The 13973-nt window shown below is 64.5% G+C and carries 3 protein-coding genes and 2 pseudogenes; all 5 read left to right on the forward strand.

From position 1 onward, the window contains the following. Window positions 1-1387 precede the first annotated feature (1387 nt). A pseudogene (locus L981_RS35945) lies at window positions 1388-6259 on the forward strand (peroxidase family protein); the annotation flags it as partial. An 816-nt stretch (window positions 6260-7075) separates the two neighbouring features. Beyond that, window positions 7076-7942, forward strand: a pseudogene (locus L981_RS35950) (calcium-binding protein); the annotation flags it as partial. A 74-nt stretch (window positions 7943-8016) separates the two neighbouring features. Beyond that, window positions 8017-9768, forward strand: coding sequence for a type I secretion system permease/ATPase (locus tag L981_RS05270; RefSeq protein WP_043612487.1), 1752 nt, complete (start codon window positions 8017-8019; stop codon window positions 9766-9768). A 40-nt stretch (window positions 9769-9808) separates the two neighbouring features. After that, the gene (locus L981_RS33210) at window positions 9809-12514 is read left to right on the forward strand and encodes a calcium-binding protein (protein ID WP_052201608.1); all 2706 of its coding nucleotides are present in this window, start codon (window positions 9809-9811) and stop codon (window positions 12512-12514) included. A gap of 60 nt (window positions 12515-12574) precedes the next feature. Beyond that, window positions 12575-13900 (forward strand): HlyD family type I secretion periplasmic adaptor subunit, encoded by a 1326-nt coding sequence (locus tag L981_RS05280; protein ID WP_043612489.1) that lies wholly within the window; start codon window positions 12575-12577, stop codon window positions 13898-13900. Window positions 13901-13973 lie beyond the last annotated feature (73 nt).

Genomic DNA, 13973 nt, shown 5'->3' on the forward strand with positions numbered 1-13973 from the left:
CGGCTCACCAACGAGACACGAAAAGCAACCGGCGCGCCGCGGAGGACAGCCTCACCGCCGGGTGGTGGAACTTTGTTTGAAAAACGGGCGACCGCGACCGCGGGGTGCTCCGATGGAGGGAAAAATGGTAAAGCTTAACCGGAACGACCTCGACTTCATCCTGAAGCAGATCAAGATCGCAGAAGCCCATACGGCGGCCATCGACGGCGGCGCCGATCCGCGCGCTGCCCTTGCAGAGCTCGTTTCCAACCCGCTCCTTCCATACGGCCTTCGCACGGTCGACGGCTCGTACAACAACTTCCAGCCGAACATGACCCATCTCGGCTCGTCGGACCAGACGATGGTGCGCCTGCTCACGCCGAACTACGCGCCGGCCGAAATCAACCCGCGCAACGGACAGCAGACGAGTTACGCCGACCCATCGGGTACGGTTTACGACAGCCAGCCTCGCCTGATCTCCAATATCGTCGCGGACCAGTCGCTCGACAATCCGGCAGCGATAGCCGGAGCGCTTGCGTCCGTCGATATCAAGGGGGCGGAAGCCCTCGGCATCGTGCGCACGGTCATGGATCTCCAGGCCGTCGCACGGGCGGCGCATGCCGCCGTCGCGACCGCGGCTGCGAATGCCGCTGCCGCGGTCGCTGCCGCCAATGTCGTCGTCGCCAACGCCCAGGCAGCACAAGCAACGGCGCAGGCGACCTATGACGCGGCCGTGGTCGTACAGTCGGGAGCGGCGCAGGCACTCGCAAGCGCCAATGCCGCCCTGGCCTCGGCAATCGCGGCGCGCGATGCCCATGCGCCTGTGGTCGTAAGCGCCCAGGCGGCTGCCGCCACGGCACTTGCAGCCAGCCAGGCTGCCGCGGCGGCGGTCTCGAACGCGACCGATGCACGCAACGTCGCCTTTGCCAATCTTGCCTTGGCCGAGCAGGCGGAGAGCGCCGCCCTTACGGCGTTCCAGAACAATCCAACGCCGGCAAACAGCGCGCTCTACATCGAGGCCGTGGATGCCCGGGAAGATGCCGAAATCGCCTACAATCTGTCAGTCGAGAATCTGGAAGACGCTTCGGCTGCCCTGACGGCAGCGCAGGCAGATCATACGACGGCAGTGGTCGCCCTACAGGACGCGGTGGCCGAGCAACAAAACCTGACGAGCGCCGTCGACAGTGCCCAAAGCACTGCGGCAAGCGCCTCCTCGGCACTCGCGAGCGCCGACGCGGCCCTGGGGCTAGCAGCGGGGGATCTGGCGGACGCGACGGATGCGCTCAATGATGCGATTGCCGTGCGCGACGCAATCCCGACCGGAAGTGCGGCGACGGCAGCCGCCGAAGCTGCGGCCGCCGCGGCCGATGCCGCCGTCATCGACGAGCTTTCGTCTCACGGCGTGACGATGGATGGCGACAACGTCTTCATCAAGAACGTCGCCGCCGACCTCGGGGACACCGCCTCGTTCAACGGCTTCATGACCATCTTCGGCCAGTTCTTCGACCACGGCCTTGACCTGACCTCTAAGGGGGGCAGCGGCAACGTCATCATCCCGCTGCAGCCGGACGATCCGCTCTACGTCGTGGGTAGCCAGACCAATTTCATGGTCCTCACCCGCGCGACCAACGATCCCGGTCCTGACGGTCAGCTCGGTACGGCCGACGACATCCGCGATCATCAAAACGAGACCACGCCGTGGATCGATCTCAACCAGGTCTACACGTCCAATCCGTCGCATCAGGTCTTCCTGCGCGAGTATGTGCTGGTGGACGGCAAGCCCCTGGCAACCGGTGAGATGCTGCAGGGCGCAACCGGTGGGCCGCCGACCTGGGCCGACATCAAGAACCAGGCAAGGGACCTGCTCGGCATCGAGCTTAGCGACCTGAACGTCCATAGTGTGCCGCTCCTGGTAACGGACCTCTACGGCGAATTCGTTCGCGGACCCAACGGCCTGCCGCTGATGATCACCGTCAACGGACCTGTGGAGGGCAATCTTGCGAACCCGCTCGATGGCGTCACGGCGCTGAGCGCCGGCCGCGCCTTCCTCAACGACATCGCCCATAGCGCCGTACCGAGCGGCCCGGTCGATCACGACCGGAACCCGCTAACCGCGCCCGTTGCCGTTGTTGCGGACGACGACGACGTTGCCGGCAACCCGATCCTTCCGAACGCGTTCGGCGTCAACGTCACCTATGACGACGAACTGCTCGACGCCCACTTCGTCGTCGGCGATGGCCGCGGCAACGAGAACATCGCGCTGACGGCGACCCATTCGGTCTTCCACAGCGAGCACAACCGCCAGGTCAGCGCGATCAAGGCGACGGTGCTGGCCGAAGGAGACCTGGCGCTGCTCAACGAGTGGCTTCTGGTCGACGTGACCACGTTCCCGACCAGTTCCGCGGGCCTTGTCTGGGATGGCGAGCGTCTCTTCCAGGCGGCGCGTTTCTCGACGGAAATGGTCTATCAGCACCTCGTCTTCGAGGAGTTCGTCCGCGCCGTCGCGCCGCAGATCGATGCCTTCGTGTTCTCGCATTCCGTCGAACTCGACGGCGCGATCTTCGAAGAATTCGCCCAGGTCGTTTATCGCTTCGGCCACTCGATGCTTACCGAAAACGTCGAGATGCTCACGCTGAATGCGCAAGGTGCTGCGACACCGCAAGAACTCGGCCTGATCGAAGCCTTCCTGAACCCGCTGGCGTTCAACAATGCGGGTGTCGATGCGCACGCTGCCTCCGGCGCCATCATTCGCGGCATGACGCAGCAGGTCGGCAACGAAATCGACGAGTTCATGACCAGCGCGCTACGCAACAACCTCGTCGGCCTGCCGCTGGACCTTGCGGCGGTCAACATCACCCGAGCGCGCGAAACCGGCATTCCCTCGCTCAACGAGGCGCGGCGCCAGATCTACGAACAAACGAACGACAGCTACCTCAAGCCCTATGAAAGCTGGGCGGATTTCGCCCTGCACATCAAAAACCCGCTTTCGATCGTCAATTTCATCGCCGCTTACGGCACCCATGAGACGATCGTCGCTGCCACCACGGCCGAAGCCAAGCGGGATGCTGCCTGGGATCTCGTTTTCGGCACGACCGGCGAAACGGCGGCGGAGCGCCAGGCGCGACTGGACTATCTGAACTCCACCGGCGCATGGGCAACGCGGGAAACCGGCCTCAACAAGGTGGATTTCTGGATCGGCGGCCTTGCCGAAGCACTGATGCCCTTCGGCGGCATGCTGGGCTCGACCTTCACCTTTGTCTTCGAGCTGCAGATCCAGAACCTCCAGAACGCCGACCGCTTCTACTACCTGAGCCGTACGCAAGGGCATAACCTGCTCAACGAGCTCGAGGCCGACAGCTTCGCCGACCTCATCCGCCGCAACACCGACACCGAGGACAGCGGCCTCCATATCAATGGCTCGGCCTTCCAGACGGCCGACTACATCATCACGATGGATCAGACCAAGCAGTGGAACCATGGGCTCGGCAATGCCGACCCGACCCGCGAGGCCGACGTGATCTCCGCGGTTACGGGCACTGATTCCCTCGTTATTCGCGGCACGAATTACCTGCGCTTCACCGGTGAAGAGCACGTCGTGCTCGGCGGCACGAACACAGGCGAAACCCTGATCGGGGGCGCCGGCGACGACACGATCTGGGGCGAGGGGGGCGATGACCGCATCGAGGGCGGCTTCGGCGTCGACCATCTGCACGGCGGCGACGGCGACGACATTATCACCGATAGCGGTACCGACATTGGCGCCAGCGACGTCATCAAGGGCGAAGCGGGCGACGACGTCATCAACGGCGGCATGGGCCTTGATCTGATCTTCGGCGGAGACGGCAACGACGTGCTGGCCGGCGGCGAGGATCAGAAGACGCTTTCCGGCGGCCAGGGCAACGACTTCATCCGCGCGCCCACCGGCGGCGGCGGCGCCATTCTCGGCAACGAGGGCGACGACTGGATTGAAGCCCAGGGCAATATGACGACGCTCACGGGCGACAATTCGGAACTGTTCTTCAACTCGCGCATCATCGGCCATGACGTGATGATCGCCGGCGAGAACGACACCGATTTCGATGCCGAATCCGGCGACGACATCATGGTTCAGGGTATCGGCATCAACCGCTCGAACGGCATGGCCGGCTTCGACTGGACTACGTTCAAGAACAACAACTACGACGCCGATGCGAACATGAACATCAGCATCTTCGTCAACCAGCAGAACAACATCCTGCGCGACCGTTATGATCTGGTCGAAGGGCTGTCCGGCTGGGATCGCAACGATACCCTCACCGGCCGCGACGTGGTCATCGGCGGGTACGATCCAAACGGCAATGCCGCCCAGGTCGACGACGATGCGCCGATCGAGAGCTTCTCGAACGCGCTGCTCGAAAAGAATGTCGACCGGATCGCGGGCCTGCGCGAGCTTGTCGCCCATCTCCAGCGCTTCGACCTCTACAATCCGCACAACCTCGATGCGAACGGCGTTCCGATCAACCCGGCAGGGCCCAAGGAGGTCGCCGTGATGGATACGTCCGACGGGTCGGACATCATCCTGGGCGGTGGCGGTTCGGACACGATCCGCGGCATGGGCGGTAATGACATCATCGACGGCGACAAATGGCTGAACGTACGCATCCTCGTTTCGCCGCGTGAAGGTCAGGGCTGGTCCGCCTTCAGCGTCGACTCGATCGCCGACATCCAGAGTCGTCTGTTTTCGGGCGAGATCAAGCCCAGCCAGTTGCAGGTCGTCCGCGAGATCGTCGACGGCGGCAAGGCCGGCGATGTCGATACGGCCGTCTATTACGACAACTTCGAGAACTACGAGGTCACCTTCAATGCGGACGGCAGCGTGACGGTCGCCCATACGGACCCGACCGCCGGCGTCATCGACCCGGTGACCGGACGCAATCTCGAAGCCGAGGGAACCGACCGCCTCTTCAACATCGAACGCATACAGTTTGCCGACCGGGTTCTCGACCTTCGCGGTCCGTCGCTCGACCTGCATGCCTTCGACAGCGGCAACTATCGCGATGCCTTCGGCTCAGCGAACTACGCCAACTCCAACGGATCGGCGACGTGGACTTCGGCATGGGCGGAGACGGGCGACCGTACGACCAACGTGGCGACCACGGGCGAAATCCGCATCAATGGCGGCCAGCTTGAATTCCGGCAGGACACCGGTTTCGGCTCGACACCGGCGGGCGCGACGATCACGCGAACCGTCGATCTTTCGATGGTCGGCACCGGCACTGCGACGCTGAGTTTCGACTACGAAGAAACCGGCCTCGACAACGGCGAAAGCCTTCTGGTGCAGTATTCGAGCGACGGCGTCACCTTCACCACAATCCGCACGATCGACGGTAACGCCAACGACGGAAGCGCCAACCTCACGCTTGCCGGCCCCTTCTCGGCCTCGTCGGCCATCCGCTTTGTCTTCAGTGGTGTGAACAGCAACGCCGAGTCTGTCTTGATCGACAACGTGAACGTTCAATACACCACGCCCGTGGACGACGGCACGAACAATTGGAGCAGCATGTTCACCGAAAACCAGGCTGCCGTCGGCATCTCCAGCCTGTCGGGCATTACCACAAACGAGATGATCGCTTCGGCTCGCGTCGTTCTGAAGAACATGGCGGTCGGCGACGTACTGACGGCGACCACGGCGAACGGGCGCCCCACCGCCATCGCGGTCTCGCAAGCCGTGATCGCCGGCGAAATCGTCCTGCAGCTCACGGGCCAGGCGAGTGCAGCAGATTACCAACGCGCGCTGGACTCGGTTCGCTTCTCCAACTCCTCCGACAATCCGAGCACGACGCCCCGGACGATCGAGGTGACGGTGAACGATGGCATCCGCGACAGCCAGCCGGCGACGGCGACCATCAGCGTGGTTGCCGTGGACGACCCCATGATCGCCAACAACGATCGCATCGTGACGAACTGGACAAACGGCAACCCGTTCACAATTCCGAGCTGGGCGCTGCTTGCCAACGACACCGATCCCGACAGCCCCTTGGCGATCTCGGCCATCACAGCAACGAACAGCGTCGCGGCCACCCTTGGCCCGAACGGTGTCACGGTCACCGACAACGGGCTCACCAACGGCGGTTCCTTTACCTACCGGGGTACGGGAACCGATACGGCAACCGTCGATGTGGTCCGCGACGCCGGCGGACCGATCGACGGAGGGACCGGCAACGACATACTTGTCGGCGACAATGCCGCCAACACGCTGAACGGCAACGCGGGCAACGACATCATTTTTGCTGGCGGCGGCGACGACAACATCAACCAAACCAGCAACCAGGGACGCGACATCATCGATGGCGGCGCCGGCAGTGACACGTACACTCTGAACGGAGTTCAGGGAGCCGAACTGTTCCGCATCTATGCGGTTACCGCCGGGCAGAATGCCGGTCTGGCAGCAAGCCTGAACACGACCTTCCTTGCATCGACGGAGATCGTGATCACCCGCACGGTCAACGGTACCGAAAGCGTGATTGCCGAACTCGACAACATCGAGGAGATCAGCGTCAACACGCTGAACGTGTCGAACAACAACAACAATGGCGGACCGGATGGGGGCGCAAGCGGGGGCGACACGATCCAGGTCATCGGCAATTTCGACACGACCAGCCTGAACTACTCGACGATCACGATCGAAGGGTCCGCCGGCGACGATGTGGTCGATATTTCGAGCCTGTCGTCCGCCCACCGCATCGTCTTCCGCAGCAACGGCGGCCAGGACACGATCGTCGGTGCATTGCGTCCCCAGGACGTGATCGAGATCCCCGTCGGCGCGGACCCGGCGAGCTACGAGGAAACCGACAACGGCGACGGCACCACGACGCTCTCGAATGGCGGGCATTCCATCACCTTCGGCGGCGATACGCCGACCCTCGTCGCCGGTGACGACGACGATGATGATGATGATGATGATGATGATGATGATGATGACGGCGGTGATGGTGGCTCGGACGACGATGGTGACGATGACGGCTGTGGTACGGACGACGGATCGGGATCCGGCGATGGCGATGGCAATGGCGTGCCGTTGCCGGTTGCAGCCCGCACCCTGGTCGGCACCTCGGCGTCGGACGTGCTGTTGGGCGGCGCGGCTTCCGACATCCTGCTCGGCGGCGCAGCCTCCGACATTCTGTCGGGCGATGGCGGCAACGACGTGCTGCGCGGCGAGGATGGCGACGATGTGCTGTCCGGCGGCGATGGCGATGATGTCGCCTCCGGTGGAGCCGGCAACGACGAGATCCATGGCGGGGCGGGTGCCGACACGCTGTTCGGCAATAGCGGCGACGATCTTCTCTACGGCGATGCCGGCAACGACATCATCGAAGGCGGCGCCGGGGCGGACAAGGTCTGGGCCGGTGACGGCGACGACACCGTGCTTGCCACGCTCAACGACGGTTCCGACAGCTACTGGGGTGGCGATGGCGTCGACACGCTCGACTATTCGGTGGCGACCGGCAACCTCAAGGTGGATCTCGGCAACGGCTTCATGGGGCGCGGCCAGGTAGTGGGGGCCGAGGTCGGCACCGACACGATCTACGGGTTCGAGAACATCATCGCCGGTTCGGGTCACGACGAGATCACCGCCTCGACAGCCGTCAACATCATGGACGGCGGCCTTGGCGACGACGTCTTCCGCTTCACCTCGGTGGCGGCGGCCGACGGCGACACGATCTACGGCTTCTCGCCGGGTGACCGGATCGACTTCTCGGCGATCGATGCAAACAGCGGGCAGGCCGGCAAGCAGGGCTTCACGCTCTCGAGCGGCACGACGCTTTCAGGGGCTGGCCAGATCGTGGTCACGCACGAGACCCGCGACGGAGCCGACGTAACCGTGATCCGCGGCAGCGTCGATGGCGACCCGGATGCCGAGTTCGCACTGACGCTCGACGGCACCCACAACCTCAAGGTCGCCGACTTCAACGGCGTCTCCTGAACATGAAGCAAAAAATCCCGGTCGGCTGAGGCCGGCCGGGATGGAATGCGGGGCGGGCAAAAGGGGTTCTCATCATGAGCAAGAAGAAAGAGCCGCAACACAAGATTGGCGGCATGCGCGGTATCCTCATCTATCTCTTCGGTCTATCGGGCATCATCAACATCCTGGCGCTGACCGGCGCCTTCTACATGCTGCAGATCTATGACCGGGCGCTGACCAGCGGCAGCATCTCGACACTGGTGGCGCTCTCCGTTCTGGCGGTCGGGCTTTACCTGTTCCAGGGTCTGTTCGACGTCATCCGTTCGCAGATCCTGGTGCGTCTCGGCGCCCGGCTCGACGCGGAACTGGCACCGCTCGCCCATAAGGTGGTGATCGAAATGCCGCGCTTCGGCTATTCGACGGCGGAGGCGACCGAACGCGGCCGCGATGTCGACACGCTGCGCGGCTTTCTCGCCGGCCAGGGACCGGTGGCGCTGTTCGATCTGCCCTGGATCCCGATCTATCTCGCCTTCGTCTGGCTGCTGCATCCGATGCTCGGCTACCTCACGCTCGGCGGCGCCTTGGTTCTGGCGCTGCTGACGCTGATCGCCGAAGTGATGACGCGGCGCCATTCCAGCCCGACGATAAAGGCCTCGGTGGCGCGCAGCTCGATTGCCGAGAGCAATGCCCGCAACAGCGACGTGCTGCACGCAATGGGCATGACCGGCCGGGCCGTGGCGCGCTTCGAGAAGGCCAACCGCCGCCACCTCGACTGTCAGACCAAAACTTCCGACATCGGCGGCACCTTGTCGGGCCTGTCGAAGGTGCTGCGCATGATCCTGCAATCGGCGATCCTCGGGCTCGGCGCCTATCTGGCGATCCGCGGACAGATGTCGGCCGGCTCGATTATTGCCTCGTCGATCGTGACCGCCCGGGCACTGGCGCCGGTCGACCTGGCAATCGCGCAATGGAAGGGCGTCGTTGCCGCCCGCCGCAGCTATCACCGCCTCAACGAGACGCTCGGCGTGCTCGACGAGCGCAGCGGCAATCTCGACCTGCCGGCACCGCAGCAGAGCCTTAGCCTCGACAAGGTGACGACGGTCGCGCCTTCGACCGGTGCTGTGCTTCTGAGCGAGGTGAGCCTGGAGCTGAAGGCCGGCCAGGCTGTGGGGCTGATCGGCCCGTCGGGTGGCGGCAAGACCACGCTCGCCCGCACCATACTCGGCATCTGGCCGGTGCTGCGCGGAGCCGTGCGCATCGACGGCGCCGATCTCAGCCAGTGGCCGGAGGGACTGTTCAACCAGCATGTCGGCTACCTGCCGCAGGACGTGGCGCTGATGGATGGCACCGTGTCCGACAACATCTCGCGATTCGCCGAAGCGCCGAATGCGCGGGCGATCATCCGCGCCGCCAAGGCCGCCGGCATCCACGAGATGATCGTGCATCTGCCGAACGGCTACCAGACCGAGCTTGGTCCCCATGGAACCGCCCTGTCCGCGGGCCAGAGACAGCGCATCGCCTTGGCACGCGCACTCTATGGAGACCCTTTTCTCGTGGTGCTCGACGAGCCCAACTCCAACCTCGATGCCGAAGGCGAGGAAGCGCTCAACCGGGCAATCCTCAATGTGCGCGAACGCGGCGGTATCGTCGTCATCGTCGCCCATCGCCCGAGCGCCCTGCAGACGGTCGACATGATCGGCCTGGTGCAAGGCGGTCGGTTGGTCGCCTTCGGTCCGAAGGAGGAGATCCTGCCGTCGCAGAAGACCCGGCCGTTGGTGGTCGAAAAGACGCGGCGCGCGGATGCTGGCGGGCAACCGCCGCACCGGGTGTCGGCGGCGGCCGAGTGAGAGACCCTGAGAGGTTCGGCCGCAGGCCGAGGAGGATGTCATGGACGAAAAGCTCATCCTGAAGCGCCCCGACAGCCAGAAGGCGATCGCGCCGATGAACCGGTACGCGATCGCCGACAAGCCCGAGCGTAAGCGTGGGCGGCTGGTGCTGTCGGCGCTGTTCCTCGGCGCGCTCGGCTCGGTGTTCGGCAGCAAGGAAGGCGAAAGCGAACCGGCAAAGCACGACCCGGATCCCGCACCTGTCGGTCCCGGCCAGCCGAGCGATGTGCTCGACATGTCCGGAGCGCTCGGGGCGATCGAGGATGCCGCCGCCTACGTTCAGGCGCTGCTGCAAGACCTGGCGTTTCCGGACGAAGCCATCCCGGCAAAGCTCGGCCGCCTGCGCTCCTCGGTGCGGCTTGCCTTCGATGACGGCCAGCCCACAACCGACCTCATCGACGAGCGGCCCTACAAGACAAGCGCACGCCCCGCCAACGACAACGGCCCGCTGGATTTCGACTTCCCCGGTCTGGCGTCCTTCGGCAGTTCGCCACCCGGCGGCGAGGAGGACGATGACGGTGACGATGATGACGGCGGCAGCCCCGGCGGTGGCGATGACGACGACGATGACGATGACGAGCCCGGTGGCCCTGGTGGTCCCGGCGATGGTGACGACGACGACGGCAGTGCCCGCAATAATCGCCTGCCTGTCGTCACCGGACGCAATGTGCTCGCCAACGGCTTGATGAACCTCTCGGCCGTCATCCTGTTGAATGACCTGCTCGCCAACACGGTCGATCCGGACGGCGACGGGCTGTCGATCGCCAACCTGACGGTATCCAATGGTTCGATCCGCTCCTACGGCGAGGGCATGTGGCTCTATACGCCGGAGCGTGGCGATCTCGGCGAAGTCACCTTCACCTATTCGGTCTCGGATGGCACCGGCCGTACCGTCAATGGCGCGTCGATGACGCTGATGGACTGGCCGGCGAACGAGATCCGCGGCACCGAGGGCGACGACGTGATGCGTGGCACGCCGCAGAAGGACATCATCGCGGCCCTTGGCGGTGACGACATCGTCTATGGCCGCGAGTCCGACGACATCATCCTCGGCGGCAGCGGCGATGACACGCTGGTCGGCGGCGATGGCAACGACACGCTTTATGGTGAGGCCGGCAACGACCGCCTCTTTGGCGGGCGCGGCAACGACATCCTGTTCGGCGGGGCGGGGGACGATCATCTCTATGGCGAGGAAGGCGACGATATCCTGCTTGGCGAGGACGGCGACGACTATCTCTCAGGCGGTGCTGGCGACGATCGCCTGTTCGGCGAGGAAGGCCGCGATGTTCTCGACGGCGATGCCGGCAACGATCTCGTCGACGGCGGGGCCGGTAACGACCGGCTAACCGGCGGTTCCGGCGAAGATACAGTGCTTGCCGGTGCCGGCGACGACGTCATCGTCACCGGCCTTACCGCCGAGGAAGCGCGCAGCGTATCGCCGCCCGCCAGCGACGGCGACGATCATTATTCCGGTGGCGAGGGCCATGACACGCTCGACGCCAGCAGCGCACAGGGGACGGTTGTCATCGATCTCGTCGCAGGCACTGCGACAGGCGCGGAAATCGGCTCCGATACGATCGAGAGCATCGAAAGCGTGATCGGCGGTTCCGGCGACGACCGGATCACCGGCGACGAGGGCTGCAACACGCTGATCGGCAATGACGGCAACGATGTGATTGCTGGAAATGCCGGCGACGATACGCTGATTGGCGGCAACGGCGATGATGTCGTCTCCGGAGGCGCCGGCAATGACACGATCGTGGTTCTCGCCTTCGACAGCAGCGGCGACGCTGACGATGACGGCGACGACAGCTATAGCGGCGGCGATGGCATCGACACGCTCGATCTGTCCGCGCTGGTGCAGGCGGTTCTCGCCGATATGGAGGCCGGCATCGCCGAAGGTGACGAGATCGGCGAGGATCGCATCGAAGACTTCGAGATCATCGTCGGCGGGCGCGGCAACGACCGGATTTCCGGCAGCCGCGGGGACGACATGCTGTTCGGCGGAAACGGAGACGACAGGCTGCGTGGCCGCGACGGCGATGACGTGCTCGTCGGCGGTGCAGGCGACGACGAACTGAAGGGTGAGGACGGCAACGATACTTTCGTCGTGGTCCTCCTGCCCGGCACCGACGACGGAGACGATACAGTCGACGGCGGTGACGGCGTCGATCGCTACGATGCCTCCGCAGCGACGCAGGCCGTGGTGATCGATCTCGACCGCGGCATTGCCACGGGCGTCGAGATCGGCAACGACAGCCTGAGTTCCGTCGAAACCGCGATCGGCGGCAAGGGCAACGACATCATCGTCGCCAGCAATGCCGTCAACTTCCTGGCGGGTGGCGCAGGCGCAGATATCTTCGTCTTTCGCAGCCTCGCCGCCCTTGCCAATGGCGGGGAGGGGCGCGATGAGATCCGCGACTTCCAGGTTGGCGACCGCATCGACCTGTCGAAGATTGCCGAAGCCATCGGCGGCCTCGCCTTTGCGCCCTTTGCCGACGACGGCAGCCCGGCACCGGTCAACCGCATCACCTTCTATCACGAGACTTTCAGCGACAGCGAGCGCACGGTCGTGCGCGCCGTCATCGATCTCGAGCGCGACGAGGACCTCGAGTTCCTGATCGCCGGCCGCCACGCGCTGACCGAGCAGGACTTCATTCTCGCCGCCATCGAGACGGCCGGGGAGCAGCAGAGAGACGCCGTCTAAGCAATCGCAAACACACCACCAGCATCAACCAGAGATGTCACGCGTTACCGGGAGAAGGCCATGATCAGCAGAGAGAACGAGAGCAGGACCACCAAGGCCGAAGACAAGATCGCGAAGGACAGCAGCCAGTTCGGCATCACCTCGCGCATCGTCGTCTCCGCCGCCTTTGCCGCCACTCTGCTTTTCGGCGTCGGCGGTTGGGCCGCCCATGCCCGGCTTTCCGGGGCCGTGATCACCCAAGGCCAGGTCGCCATCTCCCAGCAGGTCAAGCTCATCCAGCACCGCGACGGCGGCATCGTATCCGAGATTGCAGTGCGCAACGGCGACCAGGTCAGGAAGGGCGACGTGCTCATCCGTCTGGACGAGACACAGACCCGGGTGGAGCTTGCGATCGTGCGCGGCCAGTTGCAGCAGTTCTACGCCATGCGAGCCCGGCTGAAGGCCGAGCGGGATGGCGAAGCGGCCGTCTCCTTCGAAGGCCTCGATGTCAGCGAGGTACTGAAGGTCAGCGAACTCAAGCTGTTTGAGGCCAACCGCCGGATGATCACCAGCCAGGAAGAGCAGATGCGCCTGCAGATCACCCAGCTCGAGGAGCAGATCCGCGGCCTCAAAGCCCAGACCGGCTCGAGCGACGCCGAAAGGGGAATCGTCGAGAAGGAGATCGCCAAGCTTGAGACATTGCTGAAGAGCGGTCTGGTGCCGGTCTCCGAACACCGCGACCTGCTGCGGCAGATGGCCCGCATCGACGGCTCCAAGGGCGAACTCGTTGCGCGGATCGCAGAAGCAGTCGGGCAGATCAGCGAACTGCGCATCAAGCTGCTCGCCATCGACCAGAACACCCGCAAGGAAACCCAGACCCAGATCGTCGGCATCGAGGCGAAGATCGCCGAACTCAGCGAGCGCGAGGTCGCCGCCCGCGACCGGCTGTCGCGCATGGACGTACGCGCGCCCGTCGATGGCCTCGTCTACGACCTGCAGGTCCACACTATCGGGGGCATCATCGCTCCCGGCGCCAGCGTGATGTCGATCGTGCCCGAGGACGATGATCTTACTGTCGAAATCCGCATCCCGCCGGCCGACATCGACCGCATCGCACCGGGCCAAGCCAGCCGCCTGCGTTTCACTGTCTTCAACCAGCGCACGACCCCGGAACTCGATGGCCGGGTCGGTGTGGTCGCCGCCGCAACGACGATCGATCGCGCCACAGGACAACCCTACTATCTCGCCACGGTCGACATTACCCAGGCGGTGGACAAGCTTGGCGACCGCAAGCTGATGCCGGGCATGCCGGTCGAAGTCTATGTCCAGACGGACGAGCGCACGGCCATCTCCTACCTGACGAAACCGTTTACCGACCAAATGCTTCGAGCCTTCCGCGAGGAGTGACGTTTACATCATCACCGGGAGCTTACGCACTTTGCCCCGGAAGAGGGGGTGTTGCCGAAGAGGCGACCGAGCA

The sequence above is a fragment of the Ensifer sp. ZNC0028 genome (assembly GCF_000799055.1).
In the GTDB taxonomy this organism is placed as follows: Bacteria; Pseudomonadota; Alphaproteobacteria; order Rhizobiales; family Rhizobiaceae; genus Ensifer.